This is a genomic window from Agrobacterium sp. lyk4-40-TYG-31 (genome assembly GCF_030209855.1).
Lineage (GTDB): Bacteria > Pseudomonadota > Alphaproteobacteria > Rhizobiales > Rhizobiaceae > Agrobacterium > Agrobacterium vaccinii.
Genome location: NZ_JARVRE010000006.1, coordinates 203,596 through 230,521, shown reverse-complemented (window position 1 = coordinate 230,521; position 26,926 = coordinate 203,596). Strand labels below are relative to the sequence as shown.

Annotated in this window: 27 protein-coding genes; 18 read left to right on the top strand and 9 right to left on the bottom strand. The window is 59.0% G+C overall.

Going from position 1 to position 26,926, the window contains the following annotated elements:
* The first annotated feature begins 1,208 nt into the window (after positions 1–1,208).
* The 5 genes from dapF to QRN55_RS15090 are packed head-to-tail and all read left to right on the top strand — an operon-like array spanning position 1,209 to position 6,101.
* The gene (dapF, locus tag QRN55_RS15110) at positions 1,209–2,111 is read left to right on the top strand and encodes a diaminopimelate epimerase (protein ID WP_284777323.1); all 903 of its coding nucleotides are present in this window, start codon (positions 1,209–1,211) and stop codon (positions 2,109–2,111) included.
* Positions 2,108–3,382 carry a tRNA (N(6)-L-threonylcarbamoyladenosine(37)-C(2))-methylthiotransferase MtaB gene (gene mtaB / locus QRN55_RS15105; RefSeq protein WP_284777322.1) on the top strand — a complete coding sequence of 425 codons (1,275 nt, stop codon included), beginning with the start codon at positions 2,108–2,110 and terminating at the stop codon, positions 3,380–3,382. The genes dapF and mtaB overlap by 4 nt, the downstream gene beginning before the upstream one ends.
* 21 nt (positions 3,383–3,403) lie before the next feature.
* Complete coding sequence (ftsY, locus tag QRN55_RS15100; RefSeq protein ID WP_284777321.1) at positions 3,404–4,855, top strand: signal recognition particle-docking protein FtsY; 1,452 nt, start codon at positions 3,404–3,406, stop codon at positions 4,853–4,855.
* A 2-nt stretch (positions 4,856–4,857) separates the two neighbouring features.
* Positions 4,858–5,508, top strand: a complete 651-nt coding sequence (locus QRN55_RS15095; protein ID WP_284777320.1) for a septation protein A — start codon at positions 4,858–4,860, stop codon at positions 5,506–5,508.
* Entirely contained in the window at positions 5,505–6,101 is a 597-nt protein-coding gene (locus QRN55_RS15090; protein ID WP_284777319.1) for a DUF2585 domain-containing protein, read from the top strand. The genes QRN55_RS15095 and QRN55_RS15090 overlap by 4 nt, the downstream gene beginning before the upstream one ends.
* Before the next feature lie 15 nt (positions 6,102–6,116).
* Here QRN55_RS15090 and QRN55_RS15085 read toward each other — a convergent pair whose 3' ends face one another.
* From QRN55_RS15085 to ccmA, 5 genes are all read right to left on the bottom strand, one after another.
* Entirely contained in the window at positions 6,117–6,719 is a 603-nt protein-coding gene (locus QRN55_RS15085) for a DsbE family thiol:disulfide interchange protein (RefSeq protein ID WP_284777318.1), read from the bottom strand.
* Positions 6,716–6,892: a heme exporter protein CcmD gene (gene ccmD / locus QRN55_RS15080; protein WP_284777317.1), complete on the bottom strand. Its 177-nt coding sequence runs from the start codon at positions 6,890–6,892 to the stop codon at positions 6,716–6,718. The genes QRN55_RS15085 and ccmD overlap by 4 nt, the downstream gene beginning before the upstream one ends.
* Positions 6,889–7,659: a heme ABC transporter permease gene (locus QRN55_RS15075; protein WP_284777316.1), complete on the bottom strand. Its 771-nt coding sequence runs from the start codon at positions 7,657–7,659 to the stop codon at positions 6,889–6,891. Before QRN55_RS15075 ends, ccmD begins: the two co-directional genes overlap by 4 nt.
* Positions 7,660–7,704: 45 nt before the next feature.
* Complete coding sequence (gene ccmB, locus QRN55_RS15070) at positions 7,705–8,364, bottom strand: heme exporter protein CcmB (RefSeq protein WP_284777315.1); 660 nt, start codon at positions 8,362–8,364, stop codon at positions 7,705–7,707.
* Between the two features lie 229 nt (positions 8,365–8,593).
* Positions 8,594–9,235, bottom strand: coding sequence for a heme ABC exporter ATP-binding protein CcmA (gene ccmA, locus QRN55_RS15065; RefSeq protein WP_284777314.1), 642 nt, complete (start codon positions 9,233–9,235; stop codon positions 8,594–8,596).
* Positions 9,236–9,505: 270 nt separating this feature from the next.
* Between ccmA and acnA the strand changes: the two genes are divergently transcribed.
* The 3 genes from acnA to QRN55_RS15050 all read left to right on the top strand — a co-directional run bounded on the left by acnA (position 9,506) and on the right by QRN55_RS15050 (position 13,908).
* Entirely contained in the window at positions 9,506–12,199 is a 2,694-nt protein-coding gene (gene acnA, locus QRN55_RS15060) for an aconitate hydratase AcnA (protein WP_284777313.1), read from the top strand.
* A gap of 241 nt (positions 12,200–12,440) precedes the next feature.
* On the top strand, positions 12,441–13,193 hold the full coding sequence (locus QRN55_RS15055) for a DUF1223 domain-containing protein (RefSeq protein ID WP_111840546.1): 753 nt from the start codon (positions 12,441–12,443) through the stop codon (positions 13,191–13,193).
* A gap of 322 nt (positions 13,194–13,515) precedes the next feature.
* Entirely contained in the window at positions 13,516–13,908 is a 393-nt protein-coding gene (locus tag QRN55_RS15050; protein WP_111840511.1) for a DUF2794 domain-containing protein, read from the top strand.
* Between the two features lie 80 nt (positions 13,909–13,988).
* Here the strand turns inward: QRN55_RS15050 and QRN55_RS15045 are convergent, their stop codons facing one another.
* The 3 genes from QRN55_RS15045 to QRN55_RS15035 all read right to left on the bottom strand — a co-directional run bounded on the left by QRN55_RS15045 (position 13,989) and on the right by QRN55_RS15035 (position 18,275).
* Positions 13,989–14,771 carry a Bax inhibitor-1/YccA family protein gene (locus tag QRN55_RS15045; protein WP_284777312.1) on the bottom strand — a complete coding sequence of 261 codons (783 nt, stop codon included), beginning with the start codon at positions 14,769–14,771 and terminating at the stop codon, positions 13,989–13,991.
* Between the two features lie 238 nt (positions 14,772–15,009).
* Positions 15,010–17,568 (bottom strand): ABC transporter permease, encoded by a 2,559-nt coding sequence (locus tag QRN55_RS15040; protein WP_284777311.1) that lies wholly within the window; start codon positions 17,566–17,568, stop codon positions 15,010–15,012.
* Complete coding sequence (locus QRN55_RS15035) at positions 17,565–18,275, bottom strand: ABC transporter ATP-binding protein (protein WP_284777310.1); 711 nt, start codon at positions 18,273–18,275, stop codon at positions 17,565–17,567. Before QRN55_RS15035 ends, QRN55_RS15040 begins: the two co-directional genes overlap by 4 nt.
* Before the next feature lie 83 nt (positions 18,276–18,358).
* Here QRN55_RS15035 and QRN55_RS15030 point away from each other — a divergent pair, with 83 nt between their 5' ends.
* The gene (locus QRN55_RS15030; protein ID WP_284777309.1) at positions 18,359–19,009 is read left to right on the top strand and encodes an arylesterase; all 651 of its coding nucleotides are present in this window, start codon (positions 18,359–18,361) and stop codon (positions 19,007–19,009) included.
* 68 nt (positions 19,010–19,077) lie between these two features.
* Positions 19,078–19,671, top strand: a complete 594-nt coding sequence (gene thpR, locus QRN55_RS15025; protein ID WP_284777308.1) for an RNA 2',3'-cyclic phosphodiesterase — start codon at positions 19,078–19,080, stop codon at positions 19,669–19,671.
* Here the strand turns inward: thpR and QRN55_RS15020 are convergent.
* Complete coding sequence (locus tag QRN55_RS15020) at positions 19,578–20,084, bottom strand: low molecular weight protein-tyrosine-phosphatase (RefSeq protein ID WP_284777307.1); 507 nt, start codon at positions 20,082–20,084, stop codon at positions 19,578–19,580. The genes thpR and QRN55_RS15020 overlap by 94 nt on opposite strands.
* Positions 20,085–20,116: 32 nt before the next feature.
* Here QRN55_RS15020 and QRN55_RS15015 point away from each other — a divergent pair, with 32 nt between their 5' ends.
* From QRN55_RS15015 to QRN55_RS14980, 8 genes are all read left to right on the top strand, one after another.
* A complete protein-coding gene (locus QRN55_RS15015) occupies positions 20,117–20,422 on the top strand; it encodes a 4a-hydroxytetrahydrobiopterin dehydratase (protein ID WP_284777306.1) in 306 nt (101 codons plus the stop codon).
* A gap of 51 nt (positions 20,423–20,473) precedes the next feature.
* Positions 20,474–20,851 carry a YkvA family protein gene (locus QRN55_RS15010; protein ID WP_233135543.1) on the top strand — a complete coding sequence of 126 codons (378 nt, stop codon included), beginning with the start codon at positions 20,474–20,476 and terminating at the stop codon, positions 20,849–20,851.
* Positions 20,852–21,130: 279 nt separating this feature from the next.
* Complete coding sequence (locus QRN55_RS15005; RefSeq protein ID WP_284777305.1) at positions 21,131–21,634, top strand: invasion associated locus B family protein; 504 nt, start codon at positions 21,131–21,133, stop codon at positions 21,632–21,634.
* A gap of 245 nt (positions 21,635–21,879) precedes the next feature.
* Entirely contained in the window at positions 21,880–23,073 is a 1,194-nt protein-coding gene (gene rlmN, locus QRN55_RS15000; protein WP_233123514.1) for a dual-specificity RNA methyltransferase RlmN, read from the top strand.
* Between the two features lie 104 nt (positions 23,074–23,177).
* Complete coding sequence (locus tag QRN55_RS14995) at positions 23,178–24,131, top strand: ABC transporter substrate-binding protein (protein WP_284777304.1); 954 nt, start codon at positions 23,178–23,180, stop codon at positions 24,129–24,131.
* A 195-nt stretch (positions 24,132–24,326) separates the two neighbouring features.
* A complete protein-coding gene (locus tag QRN55_RS14990) occupies positions 24,327–25,208 on the top strand; it encodes an ABC transporter permease (RefSeq protein WP_284777303.1) in 882 nt (293 codons plus the stop codon).
* Positions 25,205–25,999, top strand: a complete 795-nt coding sequence (locus tag QRN55_RS14985) for an ABC transporter ATP-binding protein (RefSeq protein ID WP_284777302.1) — start codon at positions 25,205–25,207, stop codon at positions 25,997–25,999. The genes QRN55_RS14990 and QRN55_RS14985 overlap by 4 nt, the downstream gene beginning before the upstream one ends.
* Positions 26,000–26,176: 177 nt before the next feature.
* On the top strand, positions 26,177–26,920 hold the full coding sequence (locus QRN55_RS14980; RefSeq protein ID WP_284777329.1) for a transporter substrate-binding domain-containing protein: 744 nt from the start codon (positions 26,177–26,179) through the stop codon (positions 26,918–26,920).
* Positions 26,921–26,926 lie beyond the last annotated feature (6 nt).

Below are 26,926 nucleotides of genomic sequence, written 5' to 3'. Positions count from 1 at the left end.
TCGTCAGAATGAACGCTCGCATCCTCGAAGGCAGATGTGGCCGAACTGGCAGGCGACGGCTTCGGCAACGAAGCCGCCGTCACCCGGGTGGGTAAGGCCGGACCTTGATTTGTCCGACCGTCCAACGGCAAGGCCCCCTTGCCCTCCGGGATATGCCAGCCGTGGCAAGAGGATCGCTGTTTGGCCAAAAGAGCTGAACGGGGCGCTGCGAGGTGCCATTTTATAGACTACCCAACGAGGCAACTTACAGCGCCCCGTCCGAAATACCATGGCCGCGAATGGTTGTGGACACTGAGAGAAGGTCAAGCCACGGGCAGGTGCTGCCGCGTGAACGGCGAGGCCTGCGTGAGCGGTGGCCGGGGTTTTTGATAGGATTGGTTGATGGCAGGTGTGGCTGAATGCAACGCAGCAAACCTGACCATCGTGATATTGCCAAAGGAGGTGCCACGCAAAGGGCACAACAGAGCAACCCTCATCCTGAGGTGGGAGCGAAGCGACCCTCGAAGGACGAGTGTTGCGGGCTCAAGGCAGGGAGTATGCGGCGGATGCTTCGAGGCTTTGCCCTTCGGCCAAAGCACCTCAGCATGAGGGCAGTGGGTGAGGTTGCCCTCTCCAATACCAGACCAACACGGAATGCGAGCAGGTACGAGGAATGCTTTGGGGGATGATGCGGGCAGCAACGCCGCAACCCTCATCCATCATCCTGAGCTTGTCGAAGGAGAGGTGCCCCGCAGGGGCCTCGAAGGACAGGGTTGCGGGCTTGGGGCAGGAGTACGCGGCGGATGCTTCGAGGCTTTGCCCTTCGGCCAAAGCACCTCAGCATGAGGGTGGTGGGTGTGGCGGCCCTAGCCTCGAGAGGCTAGAGTAGAAGGTTGGACATCGGGCGCAACGCAGCAACTCGAAAGGTCAGTATACGCCGCTCCCCTCTCTGGCCTGCCGGCCATCTCCCCCACAAGGAGGGAGATCGGAAAGCCGCATGCTCCCCACTCTATCCGCAGCAGCAGAGATGGCCGAGAGCTATCCGCGAGTCGATCTCCCCACCTGTGGGGGAGATGGCCGGCAGGCCAGAGGGGGGTAAGCCACACCCGGTGAGCCACCACCACGCCAACCCAAAACCGCCACCACACTGGTAATTCTCTCTCAATTCCGCCATATAAAGGCAAAACCGGGCACAGTGTGCCCCAAAACGCTTATGCAGGTCCCATACCATGACAAACACGGTCGAATTCGCGAAGATGAACGGGCTTGGCAACAAGATTCTGGTTGTCGATATGCGTGGCCGCAAGGACATGGTGACCCCGCAGGCGGCGATTGCGCTGAATGCTGATGCCGACACCGCCTTCGACCAGATCATGGCCATCCACGATCCGCGCGCCCACGGCACCGATGCCTATATCGACATCCTCAATTGCGATGGCACCAAGGCGCAGGCCTGCGGCAATGGCACACGCTGCGTTGTGCAGGCGCTGGCATCAGAGACCGGCAAAAAGACCTTCACCTTCCAGACCGTGGCGGGCATTTTGAACGCCAGCGAACATGAAGACGGCATGATATCGGTCGATATGGGCATGCCACGCTTCGCCTGGAACGATATTCCGCTGTCGGAAGAATTCCACGATACCAGCCGTATCGAGCTTCAGATCGGGCCGATCGACAATCCCGTGCTGCATTCGCCTGCCGTCATGTCCATGGGCAATCCGCATGCGGTGTTCTGGGTCAACAGCGACCCGATGGAGTTCGATTTGGAACGCTTCGGCCCGCTGCTGGAAAACCACCCGATGTTTCCCGAAAAGGCCAATATCACGCTGGCGCAGGTCATCTCCGACAGCAGGTTGCGCACCCGCACCTTCGAGCGCGGCGCCGGCCTGACGCTGGCCTGCGGTTCCGCCGCCTGTGCCGCCGCCGTCTCCGCCGCCCGCACGGGGCGTACCGGTCGCACCGTCGAAATCGATGTCGCCTCCAGCCCGGTTCGCATTCCGCTCACCATCGAATGGCGCGATGACAATCACGTCGTCATGACCGGCCCTGCCGAATGGGAATGGGCTGGCACCGTCGATCCCGTCACTGGCACTTGGGCTCGCGATGCGGCGCCGGAACAGGCGGCCTTATGAGTGGCGTCGAGGTCATAACCTTCGGCTGCCGCCTCAACACCTACGAATCGGAAGTGATGCGGGCTGAGGCCGAAAAAGCGGGGCTGAACAATGCCGTGCTGGTCAATACCTGCGCCGTCACCGGCGAAGCGGTGCGTCAGGCACGGGCCGCCATTCGCCGTGCCCGCCGGGAAAATCCCCATGCCCGCATCATCGTCACCGGCTGTGCGGCGCAGACCGAAAAACAGACCTTTGCCGAAATGGCGGAAGTGGACGCGGTGCTGGGCAACGAGGAAAAGCTGAAAAGCGCCTCCTACCGCGCTTTGCCGGATTTCGGCGTCTCAGCGGAAGAAAAGTTGCGCGTCAACGATATCATGAGCGTGCGCGCCACTGCACCGCAGATGATCAAGCACATTGATGGGCACGTTCGGGCATTCATTCAGGTTCAGAACGGCTGCGATCACCGCTGCACCTTCTGCGTCATCCCGTACGGGCGCGGCAATTCCCGCTCGGTGCCCATGGGGGCCGTGGTCGAACAGGCCCGCAAGCTGACGGAAAACGGCTATCGCGAAATCGTGCTGACCGGCGTCGATGCCACCAGCTACGGGGCCGATCTGCCGGGCGAACCATCGCTCGGCTATCTCGCCAAGACGCTGCTGAAGCAGGTGCCCGATATCCTGCGGCTGCGCCTGTCCTCCATCGACAGTATCGAGGTGGATAGGCATCTGCTGGACCTCATCGCCGATGAGCCGCGCTTCATGCCGCATCTGCACCTGTCGCTTCAGCATGGCGATGACATGATCCTCAAGCGCATGAAGCGTCGCCATATGCGCGCCGATGCCGTCGCCTTCTGTCATCAGGTCAGACGCCTGCGGCCTGAAATCGCCTTCGGCGCAGATATGATCGCCGGTTTCCCGACCGAAACCGAGGAAATGTTCGAAAACGCCGCGACGCTTGCGGAAGAATGCGGCATCTCCAACCTGCACGTTTTCCCTTACAGCCCGCGCCCCGGCACGCCCGCTGCGCGCATGCCGCAACTGGACCGTGGGTTGATCAAACAGCGGGCGGCACGGCTGCGCCAGCGTGGCGAAGCCTTGCTGGATGCGCATCTCACCGGCATGGTTGGCACCACCCAGACCGTGCTGGTCGAGAATAACGGCTTTGCCCACACCGACAATTTCACTCTCGTTGCCACACCTGATCTTGAGGCCCGCACACTTGCGCAGGTGCTGATTACCGGTCACAACGGAAAACACCTGCATATGCAATGTCTGTCGGCGCAAGCCGCCTGACGTCAAGGATACGGAACAGTCATGGCCCTCGGCTTCATCAAAAAAGTGTTTTCGTTCGGCAAGGACAAGGCCGAAACGGACCAGCCGAACGCTGACGAGATCAATCGCACCGGTATCGAGCATCCCACCACCTTCGAAGAGGTGTTGAGCGAGGCCGAAGCGCATGCGCCCGTCGCCGACGATCCGGTCTCCGATATCGAGATGGAAACTGCAGGCGGACCTGCCCCGGATGACGTTACCGATGATGCGGTCGCAGCGGAGGGTGAGCCGGACGAGGAAGCGCCGCTTCTGCCGGGCCCGGAGCAGGTCGGCGATATCGGTATGGTGCCGCTTTCGCTGTTGCAGGCAGAGGCCGAAGCCGAAGAACAGCCGCTTGTTACCGTGGAGGGCGTTGCCGCCGACGCGCCGCTCGATGTCGATGCGATGGATGATATTCTGGCGCAGGCGGAAGCCGCCGGTGTCGAAGAGCCTGCTGCCGCCGCCCCATCCGGTGCTCTCCCCAAGGGCTTTTCATCGGCAAGCGACCGGGTCCTGCCCGTGGAGCCCACGCCTGAGGTCAAGCTGACATGGTTCCAGCGTCTGCGCGCTGGCCTCTCGCGGACCTCATCGCAACTGACCAGCCAGATTTCGGCCCTCTTCACCAAGCGCAAGCTGGATGAGGATACGCTGGATGAGTTGGAAGACCTGCTGATCCAGTCCGATCTTGGTGTTGAAACCGCCATGCGCATCACTGGCGCTTTGTCATCGGAACGCTACGGCAAGGATGTTAGTGGCGAGGACGTGGCCCGCATCATGGCGGGTGAGATCACCAAGGTTCTGGCCCCGGTTGCCAAGCCGCTGGAGCTCGATCTGTCGCACAAGCCGCATGTCATTCTCGTCGTCGGCGTTAATGGCACGGGCAAGACAACGACCATCGGCAAGCTGGCGGCAAAACTGTCTGGCTCTGGCCTCAAGGTCATGCTGGCGGCGGGAGATACGTTCCGCGCTGCGGCCATTGAGCAGCTGAAGATTTGGGCCGACCGCACCGGCTCGGAATTCATCGGCACCAAGCTGGGTGCGGATGCGGCGGGTCTCGCTTACGATGCCTATGAGCAGGCGCGGGCCAAGAAAAGTGATGTGCTCATCATCGATACGGCTGGCCGCTTGCAGAACAAGGCCGAGTTGATGGCCGAACTCGAAAAGATCGTGCGCGTGCTGGCCAAGCTCGATCCCGATGCGCCGCACACCGTCTTGCAGACGCTGGATGCGACGACCGGACAGAATGCACTCAATCAGGTCGAGATTTTCCGCAATGTCGCGGGTGTCTCAGGCCTCATTATGACAAAATTGGATGGCACGGCGCGCGGCGGTATCCTCGTCGCCATCGCTGCCAAGCACAAGCTGCCGGTCTATTTCATCGGTGTCGGCGAAGGCGTTGACGATCTGGAGCCGTTCGAGGCGGAAGATTTCGCGAAAGCGATTGCAGGAGTTTGAGTATGGACGTGGAAAGCAATCAGCGCGAAAGCGAGAAAATGGTGCGCGAGATCAGCCCGCTGCTGAAATTCGTGCTGGAGCTGGGCCCCTTGCTGGTCTTCTTCTTCGCCAATTCCAGAGGTGAATGGCTGGCGCAGAAGCTGCCCGTTCTGACAGAATTCGGCGGTCCGATCTTCATCGCGACCGGCCTGTTCATGATCGCGACGATACTGGCCTTGACCGTCTCGTGGATTTTGACCCGCACACTGCCGATGATGCCGCTGATCTCGGGTATCGTCGTGCTCGTCTTCGGCGCGCTGACGCTGTATTTGCAGAACGATACCTTCATCAAGATGAAGCCGACCATCGTCAATACGCTCTTCGGCGTTATCCTGCTGGGTGGCCTGCTGTTCGGCCAATCGCTTCTCGGCTACGTCTTCAACTCGGCCTTCAAGCTGAATGAAGAAGGCTGGCGCAAGCTGACCTTCCGCTGGGGCTTCTTCTTCCTGTTCCTCGCCGTTCTCAACGAGGTGGTCTGGCGCGGCTTTTCGACCGACACCTGGGTCGCCTTCAAGGTCTGGGGCACCATGCCGATTACCGTCATTTTCACCATGGCTCAGATGCCGCTCATCATGCGCCACTCCATCGAGCCGCTGACGAAAGACAAGAAATGACCCTTGGTGAAATGTCTGCGTCGCGTTCGTCGTCCTACAAATGGTTCGGTGTCGCGGCGGCTTTGTTACTCGCGCAAATCGTCATTCTGTATTTCATGGGCCGCGTGCCCATCTGCGAATGCGGTTATGTGAAGCTGTTCGAACCGGGTGTGAACACGCCCGGCAATTCGCAGCATCTGGCCGACTGGTACACGCCGTCGCACATCATCCACGGCTTCCTGTTCTACGGCCTAGCATGGCTGCTGTTCCGCAAACAGACCATCGGAATGCGCCTGTCATTCGCTGTTCTGATTGAGGCTGCGTGGGAACTGCTCGAAAACTCACCCATCATCATCGACCGCTATCGCACCGCCACCATGGCACTCGGCTATAGCGGCGACAGCATCTTGAATTCGGCGATGGACACCGTGTTCATGGTGGTCGGCTTCTTCTTCGCCGCTCGCGTTCCGATCTGGCTGACCATTCTCGTCGCCATCGTCTTCGAGATTTTCACCGGCTGGCTGATCCGCGATAATCTGACGCTGAATGTGCTGATGCTGGTCGCGCCGATCGATGCCGTCAAGGAATGGCAGAACGCCCTTCCGGCTTCGTGAAAATCAGCCTGTGGCTCAGTCGCCTGCGATGGCTCTTTCGATCGCCGGTATGATGTCGCGCTCATAGCTCGCAGCGTCGATCGGGCCGACCTTCTTGTAGACAATGGTGCCGTCCTTGCCGACGAGATAGGTCTCGGGAATGCCATAGACACCCCAGTCGATGGCGGCCTTGCCGTTCGGGTCGATGCCAATGGCGTCGTAGGGATTGCCCAGTTCTCCCAGAAACTTCAGGGCGTTTTCGGACTTGTCCTTGTAATTGATGCCGACGACATTCAGCCGCTCGTCCTTCGACATTTCCTTCAGCATCGGATGTTCCTGCCGACACGGCACGCACCACGACGCAAAGACATTGATGAGCGTCACCTTGCCCTTGATGGCAGCATCGGTGAGAGCCGGAAGGCCCGAGCCCTCCAAGGGCGGCAGTGCCAGCGATGGCGCCTTGGTATTGATCAGGGCAGACGGAATAGCGCTGACATCGAGGCCGTTCACATCCTGCTCGTACAGCATCTTGGCGGCAATGGCAGCGAAGCCTGCAAAGGCCAGGAGGGGCAGAAGCGCCAGAAAAGAGCGCGTCTTTTTGCCCGACGAAGCGGTGCCGCTGCGCATATCCTTGGTCATGACGAGGCTCCATTGGCCGGTGCGGGCCGAGACCGGCGGCGGATGCCGGAGGCTTCGAGCTCGGCCATTTCACGCTTGCGGGCGCGGCCATCCAGCCAGACCCAAGCGATGAGGGCAACGACGATCAGGCCCGTCAGGCCGTAGGACATACCGATATAGAAAGCGTGACTCATGGCTTTGCGCGGTCCTTGCCTGCCATGCTCGCAGCCAAACGGCGCTGCGCCGCAACGCGTCTGCGCCAGATTTCATTGCGGATGGCGGCGATGTGCAGGGTGAAAAACAGGAGAGTGAAACCGAGGGCCATGATCAGCAGCGGCCACAGGAATTCGGGCGCAATCGCCGGGCCGCTCAGGCGCAAAACGCTGGCAGGCTGGTGCAGCGTGTTCCACCACTCGACCGAGAACTTGATGATGGGAATATTGACGAAGCCGACGAGGATCAGAACCGCGCTGACCCGGGCAGCCTTGGACGGATCGTCCATAGCCTTGTTGAAGGCGATGAGGCCCAGATACATCAGGAACAGAATGAAAACGGAGGTCAGCCGCGCGTCCCACACCCACCACGTGCCCCACATCGGCTTGCCCCAGAGGGAGCCAGTGACGAGCGCGATCAGTGTGAAGGCTGCACCGATGGGAGCGGCGGACCGGTGGGCGACATCGGCCAGAGGATGACGCCAGACCAGCGTGCCGATAGCGGACAAGGCCATGACCGTATAACACATCATCGACAGCCAGGCGGCGGGCACATGCACATACATGATGCGCACCGTATTGCCCTGCTGGTAATCGCTGTCAGTGGTGAAGGCGAGGTAGAGGCCGACGGCAAGACACAGAGCCGAAAGAGCCGCCAACCAGGGCAAAAGCCGCGCGGCCAATGCCAGGAACCGCGTCGGGTTGGCAAGATCACTGAACTTGGTCATGGCAAGGCTCGTATTGGTCATGGCGTCTTTCTACAGGCAGAGCAGCACGGCTGCAATTGATCCTTATCAATCCATGGAACTGCGCAATGCCAAAGCCGCGAAGAACGGCCCGACCACTGATGAAAAGAGCGTGATCGCAATGAGAATGAGAAACGGCGGCATGAAAGGAGCGGGGTCTTGAACGGCGGCGTAGGATGCGCTGACGCCGAAAATCAGGACGGGAATGCACAGCGGCAGAACAAGGATCGATACCAGCAACCCGCCACGCGGAAGCGCCACCGCGACTGCTGCTCCGACTGCGCCGATGAAAGTCAGCGCGGGTGATCCGACCAGCAAGGTCAGCATGACGGCACCGATGGCCACCTCGCTCATATTCATGAACAGGCCCAGCAATGACGAGGCGATGACCAGCGGCAGGCTGGTGGCTGTCCAGTGCGCCAGGCATTTGACCAGAACGGTGAGAACGAGCGGGTTCTCCTGCATCAGGATGAGATCGAGCGATCCGTCGTCCCGTTCGGCCTGAAACAGACGGTCGAGGCCGAGGAGAGCGGCGAGCAGCGCGCCGATCCAGACGATGGCCGGGCCGATGTGCGACAGCAAATTGAGGTCGGGGCCGACGCCGAAAGGAATGACGGCAACGACGGTCATGAAGAAGAGGACGCCGATGAGTGCGCCGCCGCCTGCGCGGATGGAGAGCTTGAGGTCGCGGAGGAAGAGGGCGGTCATGGGGTGCCGCTTTCGTAGAATGTTGTGCGGATACTTTGGCGTTTGCGGGCGTGGCTACCCCCCTCTGCCCTGCCGGGCATCTCCCCCACAAGGAGGGAGATCGGCTGGGCGTTCTGACGCAACTTCACTCTCGACGCGAGAGATGGCCGAAAGGTCGCCGCGAGTCTATCTCCCCACCTGTGGGGGAGATGCCCGGCAGGGCAGAGGGGGGTAGCGGCAAACTCGACAATCACCACGCTATCTCCACTCCAGCAAACCCTGTCATCCGCAACTCCTGCGCATTGCCCAACCCAAGCGGCTGGTGAGTCGCGGCAATAACAATGCCGCCCTTCGCCAAATGCGCCTCCACCAGGCCCGTAAACATCGCATCCGCGCTGGCATCCAGCGCCGCCGTCGGCTCGTCCAGTATCCAGATCGGTCTCCATGCAACCAGCAACTTGGCCATGGCGAATCGCCGTTGCTGTCCGGCGGAAAGATAGCCGAAGGGCAGGTGAGTGATGCCGGAGAGACCGACCGTTTCGGCGGCGTCTTCGATGGGCAGCGAGGTGCCTCCAGCGAAATCGCCGAGAAAGTCCTTCCAGAAACGAAGATTTTCGAAAACCGTCAGTTCCTGCTTCATGGCGTTGCGATGGCCGAGATAGTGGCTGGCTTCCGGCGCGCTGGTGCCGAATTCTATCCCTTCGCCGGCTATCTTTACGGTTCCCGTTTCGGGTCGCAGAAGCCCTGAAAGCACGCGCAACAGCGTGGATTTTCCAGAGCCGTTCGGTCCCGTCAGCACCAATGCCTGACCGCTCGTTAACTTGAGGGAAACGTTCATGAATATTAAATCTTCTCCGCGGCGGGCGGATAGATTTTCTGCTGTCAGCAGCATGGGTTCATCTCGTTTAAGATTTTAATCATCTCAATGGGAAAAAAATCGATTTAGGTCTTTTTCCGGTCTGGCACGTTTCTGAGAAATTATCTATATGGGTGTCAACCACGCCAGCGGTCGGCGTGATCATCATACAGCGCCGGACCTGAAGGTTGCGAAAGCAGCTTCTCGTGCGGACAGCGGAAATGACCGTACCCGCATCCTGATGTGCTTCAGTGCATTGGTGTCCGCACGCGCGTGTTGGCTATCAGAGGAAGCGGGGTTTTATCCGTGGCTAAATCTCTAGACAGTTTCAATTGTCGTTCCGTTCTTACCGTTGACGGTAAGGACTATGTTTATTTCAGCCTGCCAAAGGCGGAAGCCAATGGCCTGACAGGCGTTTCCAAGCTTCCATACTCGATGAAGGTTCTGCTTGAGAACCTGCTGCGCTTTGAAGACGGCCAGACCGTTACCAAGGAGCACATCACGGCTGTTGCCGATTGGCTCAACAACAAGGGCCGCGTCGAAAACGAAATCGCCTACCGCCCGGCCCGCGTTCTGATGCAGGACTTCACCGGCGTTCCAGCCGTGGTGGACCTTGCCGCCATGCGCGATGCGATGGTGGCTCTGGGTGGCGATCCTGAAAAGATCAACCCGCTGGTTCCTGTCGATCTCGTCATCGACCACTCCGTTATTGTCGACGAATTCGGCACGCCAACCGCCTTTGCCCGCAACGTAGAGCTGGAATATCAGCGCAATGGCGAGCGTTACCGCTTCCTGAAGTGGGGCCAGCAGGCGTTCCAGAACTTCCGCGTCGTTCCTCCGGGCACAGGCATCTGTCACCAGGTGAACCTCGAATATCTCGGCCAGACCGTCTGGACCAAGGAAGAAGACGGCGAAACCATCGCTTACCCAGACACATGCGTTGGCACCGACAGCCATACGACCATGATCAATGGTCTGGGCGTTCTGGGCTGGGGCGTTGGTGGTATCGAAGCCGAAGCGGCCATGCTCGGCCAGCCGGTCTCCATGCTTCTGCCTGAAGTCATCGGCTTCAAGCTGACCGGCAAGGTCAAGGAAGGCGTGACAGCCACCGACCTCGTGCTCACAGTCGTACAGATGCTGCGCAAGAAGGGCGTTGTCTCCAAGTTCGTCGAGTTCTTCGGCCCCGGCCTTGATTCGATGACGCTGGCCGACCGCGCCACCATCGGCAACATGGGCCCGGAATACGGCGCGACCTGCGGCTTCTTCCCGGTTGACGGCGAAACCATCAACTATCTCACCATGTCTGGCCGCACCAAGGACCGCATCGCGCTGGTCGAAGCCTATTCCAAGGCACAGGACATGTGGCGCACCGGCGACGGTGCTGAACTCGTCTTCACCGACACGCTGGAACTCGACCTCGGCGACGTCGTGCCATCCATGGCCGGTCCAAAGCGCCCAGAAGGCCGCATCTCGCTGGAAGGCATCGCCTCCGGCTTTGCGACCGCACTCGAAGGCGACTACAAGAAGCCAGGCCAGCTCGACAACCGCTATCCTGTCGAAGGCACGGATTTCGATCTCGGCCATGGCGACGTCGCGATTGCTGCGATCACGTCGTGCACCAACACGTCCAACCCATCGGTTCTGATTGCTGCCGGACTTCTGGCGCGCAACGCGGTGGCGAAGGGTCTGACATCCAAGCCCTGGGTCAAGACGTCGCTGGCGCCGGGATCTCAGGTCGTTGGAGAATATCTGGAAAAGTCCGGTCTTCAGAAGGATCTGGATGCCATCGGCTTCAACCTCGTCGGCTTCGGCTGCACGACCTGCATTGGCAACTCCGGCCCGCTGCCTGCGCCGATTTCCAAGACCATCAACGACAAGGGTCTGATCACCGCTGGCGTTCTCTCCGGCAACCGTAACTTCGAAGGCCGTATCTCGCCGGACGTTCAGGCGAACTACCTCGCCTCCCCGCCGCTCGTCGTCGCTTACGCGCTGGCTGGCACGGTTCAGAAGGACCTGACCACCGAGCCACTCGGCGAAGATCAGGACGGTAACCCTGTCTACCTCAAGGACATCTGGCCGACATCTGCCGAAATTCAGGAATTCATCCTGAAATACGTCACGCGTGAACTCTACGAGTCCAAATATGCTGACGTGTTCAAGGGTGATGAGAACTGGCAGGCCGTTCAGGTTCCTCCGGGCCAGACCTATGCCTGGGACGACAAGTCGACCTATGTTCAGAATCCACCTTACTTCGTGGGCATGGGCAAGACCGGCACGGGCCTGAAGAACATCAAGGGCGCGCGCGTTCTCGGTCTCTTCGGCGACAAAATCACCACCGACCACATTTCTCCGGCCGGTTCGATCAAGGCTGCTTCCCCTGCCGGTGCGTATCTCACCGAAAATGGCGTGGCGGTTGCCGACTTCAACCAGTACGGCACGCGTCGTGGTAACCACGAAGTGATGATGCGCGGCACGTTCGCCAACATCCGTATTCGCAACCACATGCTTGGGCCAAACGGCAAGGAAGGTGGCTTCACCATCCATTATCCGTCCAAGAATGAGATGTCGATTTACGATGCGGCCATGCAGTACAAGGCCGAGGGCGTTCCGCTCGTGATTTTCGCTGGCGTCGAATATGGTAACGGCTCTTCCCGTGACTGGGCTGCAAAGGGCACGAACCTGCTCGGCGTAAAGGCTGTCGTTGCGCAGTCCTTCGAGCGTATTCACCGCTCCAACCTGGTGGGCATGGGCGTTGTTCCGTTCACGCTTGCTGAAGGCACGACATGGGCAAGCCTCGACCTGAAGGGTGACGAGACCGTGACCATCGAAGGCCTCGAAGGCGATATCAAGCCACGCGAAACGAAGATTGCGAAGATCACCTATGCCGACGGCACGGTGAAGGACGTTCCGCTTCTGTGCCGCATCGATACGTTGGACGAAGTGATCTACATGAACAATGGCGGCATTCTGCAGACCGTTCTTCGCGATCTGGCGTCGTAAGCCTTTGCAATGATTGAAAACGAGAACGCCGGGAGTGATCCCGGCGTTTTTGCATGTCCGGGTGTTTCATCCTCATCGAGGCATTCCGGCATGAGGTATCAGAGTGCTGATGCGACTTGATCGGTACTCACCCCATCGTTACTTTCTATTGAAGGGGCTATGGCGTTATTTTCCGCCTGCGTCCCGACAAGTGTTGATAGCATCAATGGTCTGGATAGGCGTCCAGACAAAGGTTCTTGCAATGTCTCTGAAACACGGGCCACTCACATTCGGTCTTTCGCTGTGCGTCTTCGGCGCTCTTGCTGCGGTATCCGCGCAGGCGCAGGAGCAGTTGAAGGGCGTGGTCGAGCTGTTTACCTCGCAAGGCTGTGCATCCTGCCCGCCTGCGGACGAGGCGTTGCGCAAGCTGATCCAGAAGGGTGATGTCGTCGGGCTCTCCTATCACGTCGATTACTGGAACTATCTGGGCTGGGCGGACTCGCTGGCATCGAAGGAAAATACCGAGCGGCAATATGGCTATGCGCGCGCTCTGGGTCGCAACAACGTCTATACGCCACAGGCGGTGGTCAATGGCCGCGACCACGTCAAGGGTGCCGACATGCAGGCGATCTACAGTCGGCTGGATGCCTTCAAGCAGGCCGGTGAAGGTCTGAGCGTGCCTGTCAAAACGCAGCACGTGGGCGATGAAATCGCCATCGATATCGGTGAGGGCAAAGGCAAGGCCGACGTGGTCGTCGCTTATTTCAAGCGTGAACAGATCGTCGATGTTCAGAAGGGCGATAATCAAGGAAAGAAGATTTCCTACTGGCACAGCGTCTATGACGTGCAGACCGTGGGCATGTGGGATGGGAAATCCATGACGGTCAAACTTCCCGCCAGCATCATGAGCAAGTCCAAGGACGGCGGATGCGCGGTGCTGTTGCAGACCACGGATGGACAGGGAAATCCAGCCGCCATTATCGGCGCGAGCGTTCTTCTGACTTCGGGAGAATGAGGGTTTGGCTTGAAAAAGCGGAGATCCGATCCGGGCATTGGGGGCTGGGGGTAAAGGGTCAATGCACCGGACCGGGTCATCTTGGTGCCTAGGCATCAATTGACTTCAGCAATATTCCACCCAATTCGGGCCATGGTTTGACCGAAATAGGGCAATTTCAGATGTATGGTCTGCCCAAATGATTACCGCTGCGCGCGTTTTTCCGTGACAGTGCTGTGCTTCCGATAGGGTCGATAGCTGTGGGAATGCGAGGCTTGCAATTTTTGATGGGCGGCGGCAGACTGTCTTGGAAATGTCATTTGCAGTTGAGCGAGGTTGCCTGATGACCGATCAGCCGGATTTGCAGCGTGCAGGTTCATCTCATAGAGACAGCTCATCTGTCGTTGATCTCAGAGAATACAAACAGAGCAAGGATGCTCTTCCCATCACATTCCATCGCCGCGAGCTTGATGCCATCCTGCGCATCTATGGACGCATGGTGGGTGAGGGGGAGTGGCGGGACTATGCCATCGACCACCTGAAGGACAAGGCGGTCTTTTCCGTGTTCAAACGCTCCGGCGAAATGCCTTTGTATCGGATCGAAAAGAACCCAAAGCTGGCTGCCAAGCAGGGCGCTTTCAGCGTGATCAATGTGGATGGACGTATTCTCAAGCGCGGGCATGAATTGCCGCAGGTGCTGAAGGTGTTCGACAAGGTGCTGAAGCTGATCGACTGATTGGCGCGAGCTTCTGAAAATCCCAGACAATAAAAAAGGCGGCCTGTGAGCCGCCTTTTTCTATTCGAACCTGATCGATGTTACTTGTCGCGGTTTCCGAGGAACTGCAACAGGAACATGAAGAGGTTGATGAAGTCGAGGTAAAGTGTCAGCGCGCCCATGATGGCCTTACGACCAGCCGTGGCAACGTCATCACCGTCGAAGTACATTTCCTTGATCTTCTGCGTGTCGTAGGCGGTCAGGCCTGCGAAGATCAGCACGCCGATGGCGGAGATCGCGAAGCCCATAGCGGACGACTGCAGGAAGATGTTGACCACGGACGCGATGATCAGGCCGAACAGACCCATGATCAGAAACGAGCCCATGCCCGACAGGTCCTTCTTCGTCGTGTAGCCGTAAAGCGACAGCGCACCGAAGGAAGCGGCGGTGATGAAGAACGTCTGAACGATGCTCTGGCCGGTATAGACAAGGAAGATCGAAGACAGGGAGAGACCCATCAGCGCGGCGTAACCCCAGAAGGTCGCCTGTGCCGCCGGAACGCTCATCTTCTGAATGCGGAAGCTAAGGAAGAACACCAGTCCCAGCGGAGCCAGCATGACAACCCAGCGCAAAGGCGAGCCGTACAGTGCTGCACCAAGGCTGGTGAGCATCGTGCCGTTACCCATCGTCGCGACAGCTGCCGCAGGATCATTCGTGGTTGCGAGCATCGATGTGAAAAATGCTGCGAAACCGGTAATCGCAAGACCAACGGCCATCAGGTTATAAACCTTGACCATATAGGTGCGAAGACCTTCATCGATCATTGCACCAGACTGGGCACGACCTTGAGCCACGCGGTTCTGGTAGTTGTTGAAGTCAGCCATTGTTTCCTCTTTTGAGCTCCGAAATTTCTACGGTGTCGGGATATGACCGTCGATGCGACTATATCCCAGGCGCCGCTGCGGAGCTACAGCAAGCCTAACGAAGAATATGAGGGTATCCCGTTTCAGTTACAAGAGCTTCAAAAAACGAAAAAACACCATATGCGCGAAAAGCGATAACATTTTAGAGATCGTTGTTTGGGATTAAACGTTAAAGTTAAGTGGCGCACAACTTTTCAGATCACTCGCCTGCTTGCCTGAGAACGGGTGCAGCTTTCTGTCCCAGAATGCGCCATGTTCCGATGAGGCCGATGCTGACGGTCATGACCAGTGCGATGACGATGGTCGCGATCGCTACATCCGGCAGGAAGCTCGACGGAAGCTTCATGATGCGGGCGATGACGAACCACGCCGACGCGCCGCCTGCAAGAAGCGCAAAGATCGCCGTTGCCAGACCCAGCATCATATACTCATAGGAAAAGGCCCGGATGAGCATGGCGCGGGTGCCGCCGAGGGTCTTTAGAATAACGGCGTCGTGGGTGCGGGCGCGATTTCCCGCCGCCAGGGCACCTGCAAGTACGAGAACGGATGCGATGAGTGCGACCGCTGCGGCGGCGCGAATGGCGGTGGCGAGTTGACCGACGAGGCGGTTGACCACATCCAGTGCATCCTTGACCCGCACAGTGGTGATGGTGGGGTAGGCGTTGGTCACGCTGCGCAGGATTTCGCCTTCCTTGGCAGCCGTTGCGGATGGGTCCGAGAGCGTTGCCAGCCAGGCATGAGGCGCCCCCCGGAAGGTGTTGGGTGAAAAGACCATGACGAAATTGAGGGAGAGGGATTCCCACTGCACATCGCGCAGGTTGGCGATCTTTGCCGTGATGTTGCGGCCCAGCACGTTGATGGTGACACTGTCGCCGATCTTCAGGCCCAGTTCGCCCGCCTCACGGCTGGCGAAGGACACGAGCGGTTCGCCGCTGTAATCCTTATCCCACCAAGTGCCTTGCGAGAGTTTGGCGTTTTCGGGCTGATCCTGCGAATAGGTGATGCCACGATCTCCGCGCAGCACCCAGCGACCTGCGGCGGGCACCTCCATTTTCGTCACATCCTGCCCGTTGAGCGCCAGAATGCGGCCACGCAGCATTGGCACCTCCGTCAGCACACCTTCGGGTGCCTGCTCGGCGACCAAGCTGCGAAAACCGTCGCGGTCTGCGTTTTGAATGTCCACGAAGAAGAAATTCGGTGCGCGCTCGGGCAGGCTGCCGGTCAGCTCGCGACGCAGATTTCCATCGATCAGCGTTAGCGTGACGAGCAGGGTGAGGCCGAGACCCAGTGACAGGACGACGGATGGGGTGAGAGCGCCGGGGCGATGGATGTTGCCGATGGCAAGGCGCAAGGCCGCTGAATGAACTCGCGGGCTTCGCTTCGCCAGCGCTTTGATGCCCCAGGCTACGAGCCTGAGCACAACGAAGGCGAACGCGACAGCCCCGAGGAAGACGGAGGCAATAAAACGTTCTTCAGCTGAGAAGATTGCCAGACCGGCAAGTGCCGCTAGCAGCAGCGCTGTGGTGAGAAGGTACGGCCAGGACGGCAGACGGCTTTCTTCAAACCCCTGTTCGCGGAAAAGTGCCGTCGCGGGCACTTCGCGCGCCTGCCCAAGCGGCAGCACGGCGAAGGCGAGCGTCGTCAATAGGCCGAAGATGGCGGCAAGACCAAGCGCGCCGGGATAAAAGGCAAGCTCGTCCGGCACGGGAAGCACGCCTTCGAGAAAGCGCATGGCAACCAAAGGTGCGATAGCGCCGAGCGTCAGCCCGATGAGGATGCCGATGCAGGCAATGAAGGCGATCTGAAACAGATAGGTCATGGTGACGACGCTTGCGGGCGCGCCGAGGCATTTGAGAGAGGCAATGGTCGTGCGCTTGGAATCCAGAAAGGCACGCACCGCATTGGCAACGCCGACACCACCAACGATCAGAGCTGTCAGGCCGACGAGGGTCAGGAATTGCGAGAAACGGTTGACGTTTTCCGTCAGGGACGGCGCGGCCCGGTCACTGGTGCGGATAGACCATCCGGCGTTGGGCAGTTCCTCATTGGTATCTGCGGTGATCGTTGATCGCTTCGACGGGTCGTTGAGGCGGATCTTGTAGGCGTTCTCGACGAGGCTGCCGGTCTGAACGAGGCCGGAGGCGAAAAGCGCGTCACGGCTGACCATCAGGCGCGGGGCAAAGCCGAAGCCATCGGAAAGCGCATCCGGCTCGGTTACGACAGTGCCGGACAACTTGAGGCGGACATTGCCGAGAAGCAGCTCGTCGCCGATCTTGATGCCCAACCGTTCCAGAAGCAGCGGTGCCGCGACCGCGCCATAGGCTTCACCCTGTTTGGCTAGCAGTTGCGGGAGGGGCTCTGCAGGTTCCGCCTCGAATGCGCCGTAGAGGGGATAGGCGCCATCGACGGCCTTGACCTCGGCGAGTGTCTGCTGGGAGCCATCGGCAAGGCGTGCCATGGAGCGTAGCCCGGTGGACACGGCAACCTGACCGAGCCCGTCCATATAGGCGCGCTCATCGGCAGAGGCTTCGCGGTTTCGCAACTCGAAACGGACATCGCCCGCCAGAATGGATTGGCCCTGCGTGGCGATGGAGCTGGTCACGGCGCGCGAGACGGAATTGACCGCCGCGATAGCACCGGTGCCGAGTGCGATGCAGGCAAGAAAGATGTAAAATCCGCCAAGCCCGCCCCGAATTTCCCGTCGGGCTAGACGCAGGGCATTGCGGATGTTGAGCGCCGAGGGTAGGGCGCCGATCATGCTGAAACCGCCTGCTTTTCGACCCGTGCTGCGCTATCGCCTTCGATGGTGCCGGAGCGGACCTTGATCTGGCGTGAGCAGCGGGCAGCGAGCGAGATGTCATGGGTGACGAGGATCATCGTCATGCCGCGCTCCGCCTGTTTGGAAAAAAGCAGGTCGGCGATCTGCTTGCCGGTGTCGGTATCCAGATTTCCCGTGGGTTCATCGGCAATCAGCACGGCGGGCGCTGGCGCAAGGGCACGCGCAATGGCCACCCGCTGTTGTTCGCCGCCTGAGAGCTGACCGGGATAATGGTTCAGTCGCTCTCCCAGCCCAACCGCAACCAATTCTTTTTTCGCAATGTCGAAAGCATTGGGAGTGTTCGCGAGCTCCAAGGGAACGGCGACGTTTTCGAGTGCGGTCATATTCGCGATCAGGTGGAAGGACTGGAAGACGATACCGATATTCTTGCCGCGAAATTCCGCAAGCGCGTCTTCGCCGAGCTTATGAAGCCCCGTTCCCGCAATTGTGATCTCGCCGCTATCCAGCCGCTCCAGCCCGGCCAGAACCATCAAAAGCGTCGATTTTCCAGAGCCTGAGGGACCGACAATGCCGACAGCTTCGCCTTCGCCGACCATCAGGTCGATTTTTTTGAGAACGTGAACGGAAGCGGCGGCACTGCCCAGAGTGAGATCGGCCTTATTCAGCTCAATGATGCTTTTCGTCACAATTCGCGTTCCTATATGAAGAAGAAGGGCAGTCTGGAAAATTTGAAAGTCTTGTCACTGCCTGTCAAATTAGGAAGGCCGTCATGCATTTTAAAGCCGTCGTCGCTCAATTCATCGTCATCTGCGCCACTGCTCTTGGCGTGACCGCCGCGCAGGCGCAGGACAAGCCCGTGCAACTGGTGGGTCTGGGTGACAGCCTGATGGCCGGTTATCAGCTGCCACCGACCGACAGCTATACCGCGCAACTGGAGACGGCGCTGAAGGCCAAGGGCGTCAACGTCGGCATTACCAATGCCGGTGTTTCGGGCGATACGAGCGCGGGAGGGCTGGCGCGGGCGGAATGGTCTGTGCCTGACGGAACCGATGGCGTCATTCTGGAGCTGGGTGCCAACGATGCGCTGCGCGGCACCTCGCCCGATGAGACTGAGAAGAACCTCGAGGCGATCATCACCGGTCTGCAAAAACGCAATATCCCGATTCTGCTGATCGGCATTATGGCCCCGCCCAATATGGGTGGTGATTTCGCCGAGCGGTTCAATGGGATTTATCCCCGCCTTGCGCAAAAGCATGGCTTGCCGCTCTACCCTTTCTTTCTGGACGGGGTCGTTCTGGATCAAGCGCTGCAACTGGAAGACAGAATGCATCCCAATACCAAGGGCATAGCCGTGATGGTGGAGAAATCCCTGCCCACGGTCGAAGCCTTTGTTAAGACTATCGGTGCGCAAAAAAAATAAGCGCTTGCGCCCGGCAGCGTTGCATGATTCGCTACACTTGTTCTGCCAAAAGATTCGGGGAGCTCGCCATGCCGAGACTGTTTACCGCCCTCGAAATTCCGCGCAATGCGGCGATGAGCCTCTCATTGTTGCGCGGTGGTCTGCCGGGTGCCCGGTGGATCGATGTGGAGAATTATCACATCACCCTGCGTTTTATCGGCGATATCGATAACAGGACTGCTGACGAAGTCGTCAACAGGCTCGACCGGATCGACAGACCTGAATTTCAGGTCAATCTCACCGGGATCGGATCGTTCGGGTCCAAGAAACCGCACTCCATCTGGGCCGGTGTCTCTCCATCTGCTGAGATGACGGCGTTGCAGGGCGAAGTCGAGCGCATCTGCCAGCGGCTGGGCCTGCCGCCGGACCCGCGCAAATTCACGCCGCATGTTACCTTGGCGCGGCTGCGAAACTCACGGCTGGATGATGTGGTGCACTACCTTTCAGGACGCGGTGACTTTCGCACGTCGCCCTTCACGATCGGTCGTTTCGTGCTGATGTCGTCGAAGGAATCGGTTGGTGGCGGTCCCTATATCGTCGAAGAGGCATTCCCGTTGAGCGAGGCTTGGCCGGTGTCCAGCTTTTCCAGCATGGACATGCAGCCTGCCAAGAGCATGGTGTAAACAGTCCCGAAACCGTCTTCGCCTCCGTAATAGGGGTCGGGAACGTTGTCTCGGCGACCGTGGGCGAACTCGGAAAACAGGTGCAGTTTGTGCAGCTGTTGCTGCGGGCAGCGCGCCCTAAGCTTCGCCAGATTGTCCTCGTCCATGGCGAGGATGATGTCGAATGTCTCGGCGTCATCGATTTGGAACTGGCGGGCTTTCTGGCCTGATATGTCGATGCCGTTGTTGCTGGCTAAGGCGACGGAGCGTGGATCAGGCGGAGCGCCCGCGTGCCAGCCATCCGTTCCCGCCGAATCGACGCGGAAATGCTGCTCTACGTTTCGCTGCTGAAGAAGATGGGAAAAGATGCCCTGTGCCAATGGCGACCGGCAGATATTTCCCATGCAAACAAAAAGGACCGCTGTGCGTTTCATGAAAACCATAGCCAATGAAAAGGATGACATCCATGAAATATCCGAAACTCGACAGAGATGCCATCGACAGTGAACTGGCCAAGCTCGAAGGCTGGTCCTTGCGCGAAGACGGGCTTGCGATCATCAGGGCATTCAAATTTGCAAACTTTGGGGAGGCGTTCGGTTTCATGGCGGAATCGGCGCTGGCTGCCGAGAAGCTGAACCATCATCCCGAATGGTCGAATGTCTATTCGCGCGTCAAGGTGTGTCTGACGACCCATGATTCGCAAGGGGTTACCGAACGGGATTTCCTGCTGGCGAGCGCCATGCAGAAGGCGGGTGCGGGGCGAAGCGATTGAACGGGCGAACTCGGCGCTTATATACTGTCCATGACCAAAGGACACACGACCATGGATGACGTGAAAATTGGTGAAATCCTGTTGCCGGGCGAGCCCGACAGGCAGGAGGAGCGTGAAGATCAGGTCCGCGCCAAATTCTGGCCGAAGATAAAGCGGGTGATGAGCAAGGTGCCGTTCGCACGCGATGCTGTCGCGGCCTATTATTGCGCGACCGACCCGAAAACACCGTTTCGTGCCAAGGGCGTGCTCTTTGCAGCCCTGGGCTATTTCATCATGCCCATGGATGTCGTGCCCGACGTGTTTGCCGTCATCGGCTTCACCGACGACATTGCCGTTCTGACGGCGGCGCTGGCTATGGTGCGGGCCCATATCACAATGGACCACTACGACGCGGCCGATGCCGCCTTGGAAGCATTGAAGGCCGAGTAACGGCTCTGTGATGGCACCTTTGCGACCCTTGCGGGTGCCGACAAATTCTTGCCTGAATTCTTGTGTCAGTGCTGATGGCGCAAGCGCGTTTGGCGCTTGCTTCGCTGGCGCTGGGAGACGCCTATCTGTTACACTCCGACGCAAATTTCGAATTTTAGCGTTGGTGTTGACGGTTTGGTAACCGATCTTTAGCCAATATCAAGATGACGGACTTCACCTAGCACAGGCCCGGCGTAGCCGTTCGGCCAACTGGAAGACAATAACCCGGCAGGAAATTCTATGTTTGTAAGAAGTGTAGCAACCGCAGTCGCCATTTTGCTGGCCAGCATCAATGTAGCCTCTGCACAGTCGCCCACGCGCATCCAGCAGTTCAATGCATGGGGTGCCTATTCGTACAAATCGGGTAACAGCACCGTTTGCTATGTTCTTTCGATCCCGACGGCGAAGGAGCCGGCCAGCGTTGATCACGGCGATATCTTCTTCATCGTCTCGCAGCGTCCTGGCCAGAATATTTCCTATGAGCCACAGGCCATGGTGGGATATTCCCTTCGCGAGGGTTCCAAGGTCAACGTGACCATCGACAGCAAGAACTTCGTGATGTTCACCAAGGACAAGGCAGCCTGGGTCGAAAATGCAGCGGAAGAGCCTGCACTGGTTGCGGCAATGAAGGTTGGCAAGTCCATGACCGTCAAGGCGACATCGGCGCGTGGGACGGCGACATCCTACTCCTATTCGCTCTCGGGTATTTCGGCGGCGCTGAAGCAGATCGAGCGCTGCAAGTAATCCATTCCCAAGGGGATTGACGGATGGCCGGTCTTGGACCGGCCATTTGCGTTTTGGCTGTTTTGATGCTAAAGGCGCGGCAACAAAAACAGGTGGATGCGCAAAAGCGCCTCGCCTTTGATTTTTTCTCAACATGCAGATGATGTTCCGCCTCGCTTTTCGGGCCGGTTTCGCTCTGCAATGGCTGATGGGATAAGACGATGTCCGTACTGGAAGCGACTGCCGGTCTGTCGATCAAGACACCGATGGTGGCCAATAAAGACCTGATGACCGACAAGCCATCGCTGATTGGCCTGACGCGGGAAGAGATGGCCGATGCGCTGCTGGATGTCGGCGTGCCGCAGAAGCAGGCCAAGATGCGCGTCAGCCAGTTGTGGAACTGGCTCTATGTGCGTGGCGTATCCGATTTCGACCACATGACTAACGTGGCCAAGGACCTGCGCGAGAAGCTGAAAAGCCATTTCACCATCGCCCGTCCCGAGATCGTCGAAGAACAGGTCTCGAACGATGGCACGCGCAAGTGGCTGATGCGCTTTCCGCCGCGCGGCGCAGGCCGTCCGGTCGAGATCGAAACGGTCTATATTCCCGAAGAAGGTCGCGGCACGCTTTGCATTTCAAGCCAAGTCGGCTGTTCGCTGACGTGCTCCTTCTGTCACACCGGCACCCAACGGCTGGTGCGCAACCTCACGGCAGAGGAAATTTTGGCCCAGCTTCTGGTCGCGCGGGATCGTTTGGGTGATTTTCCCGATCGCGAAGCACCACAGGGCACGATCATGCCAGCCGAGGGCCGCAAGGTCTCTAACATCGTCATGATGGGCATGGGTGAGCCGCTTTATAATTTCGAGCATGTGAAGACCGCGTTGCTGATTGCGACGGATGGCGATGGCCTGTCGCTCTCCAAGCGCCGCGTGACGCTGTCCACATCGGGCGTGGTGCCAGAAATTTTCCGCACGGGTGATGAGATTGGCGTTATGCTGGCGATCTCCCTGCATGCCGTGCGCGACGAGCTGCGCGACATGCTCGTGCCGATCAACAAGAAATATCCGCTGAAAGAGCTTATAGAGGCCTGCCGCAACTATCCCGGCGTGTCGAATGCCCGACGCATCACCTTCGAATATGTGATGCTAAAGGACGTCAATGATAGTCTGGAAGACGCCAAGATGCTGACGCAGCTTCTGAAGGGCGTGCCAGCCAAGATCAATCTCATTCCGTTCAACCCGTGGCCGGGCACCAATTACCAGTGCTCCGACTGGGCGCAGATCGAGAAGTTCGCCGATTTCATCAATCACGCGGGCTATGCTTCCCCGATCCGCACGCCGCGCGGGCGCGATATTCTGGCCGCCTGTGGCCAGTTGAAGTCGGAATCGGAGCGAATGCGCAAGACAGAGCGCATGGCTTTCGAAGCCATGATGATTGCCAACCACGGCGCTGACGACTGATTCAGAACAAGAATTGATCGTTGACTTCAGCCTTGCGCGATTGATTTCGTTTTGACGCTTTCTTAAAGAGGGGCAGAAAAGCGAAACAATCGGAGGAATTACCCATGCGCGCACTCGTTCTGGCGCTCGCCGCCGCATCTGCCTTGGCTCTGCCCGCAAAGGCGCAGGACGTGACGGTGGCCGTTACCGCCATCGTCGAACATCCTGCCCTCGATGCCGCCCGCGATGGCGTCAAGGCAGCGCTTGCCGAGGCTGGATACAAGGAAGGCGAAAACCTGAAATTCGTCTATCAGTCCGCGCAGGGCAACCCCGGCACCGCCTCGCAGATCGCTCGCCAGTTCGTCGGTGACGCACCTGATGTCATCGTGCCGATCTCGACACCATCCGCCCAGGCCGTCGTTGCTGCGACCCGCGACATTCCTATTGTTTTCACTGCGGTATCGGACCCGGTCGGCGCGCAGCTGATCAAGTCCATGGACAAGCCGGGCCGCAATGTCACGGGTCTTTCGGATGCGCTGCCGGTCAACGAGCATCTGGCGCTGATCAAGGAAATTACGCCCAATGCCAAGACCATCGGCTACATCTACAACTCCGCTGAAGCCAATTCTGTCTCGACGCTGGACCTCTTGAAGGTCGAGGCCGAGAAGGCCGGTCTCAAGGTTGTCGAATCCGTTGCCACCAAGTCCGCCGAAGTGCAGGGCGCGACCCGCGCGCTGGTGGGTAAGGCCGATGTGATCTACGTGCCGACCGACAATACCATCGTGTCCGCCTTCGAAGCTGCCGCTGGCGTCGCCTCTGAAGCCAAGATTCCACTGTTTGCTGCCGATACGGATTCCGTTGCGCGTGGTGCCATTGCTGCCCTCGGCTTCAACTATTTCGACGTGGGCAAGCAGACGGGAGCGGTTGTCGTTCGTATTCTCAAAGGTGAAAAGCCGGGCGATATTCCTGCGACCGTTGCCGTTGGTACCGATCTCGTCTTGAACAAGAAGGCTGCTGAAAAGGCTGGCGTGACGTTCCCTGAGAGTGTGACGAAGCGCGCGACAAAGGTTATCGACTAAAAGACTACCGCCCTCTCGTCATCCTCGGGCTTGTCCCGAGGATCTACCGAGGTTCAATGAAAATTGGACGGCAGCAGATGCTCGGGACAAGCCCGAGCATGACGAAAGAGAGGTTTGCGGTACCCGCATGGCGGTCTGAGGACTGTTTCAATTGCAGCCCACGTCACCGTGGGCCACAAACCAAGGAATTCTATCGTGAGCCAAATCGCCTTCTGGGGTGCCGTCGAGTTGGGGCTGGTTTTTGCCTTTGTCGCTATCGGCGTTTATCTGGCATTTCGCGTGCTCGACTTTCCCGATCTGACGGTCGATGGGTCGTTTCCGCTGGGTGCTGCCGTGACGGCGGTGTTGATCGTGGCGGGCTTCAATCCCTGGTTTGCGACGGCCATTGCCATGGTTGCGGGTGCTTGCGCAGGCCTGGTGACGGCGGTGTTGAATGTCCGCTTTAAAATTCTCAATCTTCTCGCCTCGATTCTGACGATGATCGCGCTGTTTTCCGTGAACCTTCGGGTGATGGGAAAGCCGAATGTCGCGCTGTTGAACCAGGAAACGGTGATCGAGCCTTTCTATGGTCTGGGCATCTCTGACTATCTGTTGCGGCCTCTGTTTGTCGGCATTCTCGTTGTTGTCGCCGTCATCCTCGTCTGGCGTTTTCTGGAAAGCGATGCAGGCCTTGCCATGCGCGCAACCGGGGCGAATGCCCGAATGGCGCGGGCGCAGGGCGTCAAGACCGGCAACCAGATCTATCTGGGCATGGCCATTTCCAATGCGCTGGTGGCGCTGGGTGGTGCGTTGTTCGCCCAGACGAACGGCTTTGCCGACGTGACATCCGGTGTCGGCACCATTGTGGTGGGACTGGCCGCCGTGATCATCGGTGAGACCCTGTTCGGATCGCGCGGCATTCTGATCGCGCTGATCGGCTGCGTTCTCGGCTCCATCGCCTATCGCCTTGCCATTCAGTTGGCGCTTTCCAGCGATTCGCTGGGCCTCAAAGCATCCGACCTCAATTTCGTGACCGCCGTGCTGGTTGCCGTTGCACTCATTCTGCCGCGCCTGCGCCGGGGAGGAGCCACGTCATGATCTCGCTTGCCGATATTCAAGTCATCTTCGGTCGCGGAACACCGCTGCAAAAGCAGGCCTTGGCCAAGATTGACCTTACCATCGAGGACGGCTCCTTCGTCACCGTGATCGGTTCCAACGGTGCAGGCAAATCGACACTTCTCGGTGTTCTCGCGGGCGATGTTTTGCCGACCGCAGGCAAGGTAACCATCGGTGGCGTGGACGTGACCCGCAAGCCGACGGCGAACCGGGCCGGACAGGTTGCGCGCGTGTTTCAGGACCCGCTTGCTGGAAGCTGCGGCGCGCTCAGTATCGAGGAAAATCTGGCACTGGCAGCCGCACGCGGCAAGATGCGTGGATTGTTGCCAGCGCTGGGTGGCGGACGCCGGTCCTTCTTCAGGGAGCGGATCGCGTCGCTTGGCCTTGGTCTTGAAAACCGACTGAGGGACCGCATGGACCTGTTGTCCGGTGGCCAGCGTCAGGCTGTCTCGCTTGTGATGGCGACGCTCGCGGGGTCGGACGTGCTGCTTCTGGACGAGCATACGGCAGCGCTGGACCCTGGTATGGCGGAGTTCGTGATGGAACTGACCCGCAAGAACGTCGAGGAGCGCAAGCTGACGACCTTGATGGTGACCCACTCCATGCGTCAGGCGCTGGACTATGGCGACAGGACCATCATGCTGCATGCAGGCGAAATCGTGCTCGACGTGTCGGGTGAAAGCCGCAAGGGCTTGCAGGTGGAAGACCTGATCGAGATGTTCCGCAATATACGCGGCCAGAAGCTCGATGACGATGAACTGCTGATCGGTTGATCAGCCACGGCCCCGGTTCGTCCGGAACTTTTGAACAGGAGGGTGCGTTTTCTTTCGCGTCTCGTGCCTTGCTTCGCCTTGTCAAACCGTGCAATTTTCACCGCGTTGCCAGCAGGAGAAGTTCCCTTGTTCAGACGTTCGTTCATCACCGCCATTGCCGCCACGCTGCTGTCGCCGATGCTTGCGTCGGCAAACGATTTGCCTGACCTCAAGGGGCGTGAGGTGGTCGTGGTCACGGAGAACGCCTATCCCCCGCTGCAATTCATTGATCCAAAATCGGGCAATGCCATCGGCTGGGAATATGACGCGATGAACGAGATCGCCAAGCGGCTGAATTTCAAGGTCTCGTACCAGAATGCCTCCTGGGATGCGATGATCCCTGCGGTGTCCACAGGGCAATACGATCTGGGAATGACGGGGATCAGCATCAAGGAAGACCGCAAGGAAAAGGTCGACTTCTCCGATCCCTACATGCGCTCAGAAATGTTCATGCTGGTTCGCGCCGATGAAACCCGCTTCGCCGATGCAAAGAGCTTTGCGGCCTTCGACAAAGGGCTTGTGGGTGCACAGGCGGGCACCAGCCCGTTCTACACCGCGATCTATGACATCCTCGATGGCAACGAGCAGAACCCGCGCGTGAAGCTGATGGAGACATTCGGTGCCACGGTGCAGGCGTTGAAAGCAGGAGATGTCGATCTGGTGCTGACCGACGGCGTTGCAGGCAAGGGCTACGTCGATGCATCCGGCGGCACGTTGAAGCTGATCGGTGGTCCGCTCGGCGGTGACGATTTCGGCTTCATCTTTCAAAAGGGCTCCGATCTGATCGCACCTGTAAACGCAGCGATCGCGACCCTGAAGGCTGACGGCACATTTGCCGGGCTCGATAAGAAGTGGTTTCTGGACTACAAGCTTGGTCAGTAAGCACGC

Coding starts and splice junctions, on each gene's coding strand:
- QRN55_RS15085 (WP_284777318.1), bottom strand. CDS start 6,719: ATGACCAAGGATATGCGCAGCGGCACCGCTTCGTCGGGCAAAAAGACG.
- QRN55_RS14995 (WP_284777304.1), top strand. CDS start 23,178: ATGCGCGCACTCGTTCTGGCGCTCGCCGCCGCATCTGCCTTGGCTCTG.
- rlmN (WP_233123514.1), top strand. CDS start 21,880: ATGGTGGCCAATAAAGACCTGATGACCGACAAGCCATCGCTGATTGGC.
- QRN55_RS15020 (WP_284777307.1), bottom strand. CDS start 20,084: ATGAAACGCACAGCGGTCCTTTTTGTTTGCATGGGAAATATCTGCCGG.
- QRN55_RS14985 (WP_284777302.1), top strand. CDS start 25,205: ATGATCTCGCTTGCCGATATTCAAGTCATCTTCGGTCGCGGAACACCG.
- QRN55_RS15015 (WP_284777306.1), top strand. CDS start 20,117: ATGAAATATCCGAAACTCGACAGAGATGCCATCGACAGTGAACTGGCC.
- QRN55_RS15040 (WP_284777311.1), bottom strand. CDS start 17,568: ATGATCGGCGCCCTACCCTCGGCGCTCAACATCCGCAATGCCCTGCGT.
- dapF (WP_284777323.1), top strand. CDS start 1,209: ATGACAAACACGGTCGAATTCGCGAAGATGAACGGGCTTGGCAACAAG.
- QRN55_RS15030 (WP_284777309.1), top strand. CDS start 18,359: ATGCATTTTAAAGCCGTCGTCGCTCAATTCATCGTCATCTGCGCCACT.
- QRN55_RS14980 (WP_284777329.1), top strand. CDS start 26,177: ATGCTTGCGTCGGCAAACGATTTGCCTGACCTCAAGGGGCGTGAGGTG.
- QRN55_RS15005 (WP_284777305.1), top strand. CDS start 21,131: ATGTTTGTAAGAAGTGTAGCAACCGCAGTCGCCATTTTGCTGGCCAGC.
- ccmB (WP_284777315.1), bottom strand. CDS start 8,364: ATGACCGCCCTCTTCCTCCGCGACCTCAAGCTCTCCATCCGCGCAGGC.
- QRN55_RS15055 (WP_111840546.1), top strand. CDS start 12,441: ATGTCTCTGAAACACGGGCCACTCACATTCGGTCTTTCGCTGTGCGTC.
- QRN55_RS15090 (WP_284777319.1), top strand. CDS start 5,505: ATGACCCTTGGTGAAATGTCTGCGTCGCGTTCGTCGTCCTACAAATGG.
- QRN55_RS15050 (WP_111840511.1), top strand. CDS start 13,516: ATGACCGATCAGCCGGATTTGCAGCGTGCAGGTTCATCTCATAGAGAC.
- ftsY (WP_284777321.1), top strand. CDS start 3,404: ATGGCCCTCGGCTTCATCAAAAAAGTGTTTTCGTTCGGCAAGGACAAG.
- QRN55_RS15010 (WP_233135543.1), top strand. CDS start 20,474: ATGGATGACGTGAAAATTGGTGAAATCCTGTTGCCGGGCGAGCCCGAC.
- ccmD (WP_284777317.1), bottom strand. CDS start 6,892: ATGAGTCACGCTTTCTATATCGGTATGTCCTACGGCCTGACGGGCCTG.
- QRN55_RS15095 (WP_284777320.1), top strand. CDS start 4,858: ATGGACGTGGAAAGCAATCAGCGCGAAAGCGAGAAAATGGTGCGCGAG.
- mtaB (WP_284777322.1), top strand. CDS start 2,108: ATGAGTGGCGTCGAGGTCATAACCTTCGGCTGCCGCCTCAACACCTAC.
- QRN55_RS15045 (WP_284777312.1), bottom strand. CDS start 14,771: ATGGCTGACTTCAACAACTACCAGAACCGCGTGGCTCAAGGTCGTGCC.
- ccmA (WP_284777314.1), bottom strand. CDS start 9,235: ATGCTGCTGACAGCAGAAAATCTATCCGCCCGCCGCGGAGAAGATTTA.
- thpR (WP_284777308.1), top strand. CDS start 19,078: ATGCCGAGACTGTTTACCGCCCTCGAAATTCCGCGCAATGCGGCGATG.
- QRN55_RS15075 (WP_284777316.1), bottom strand. CDS start 7,659: ATGACCAATACGAGCCTTGCCATGACCAAGTTCAGTGATCTTGCCAAC.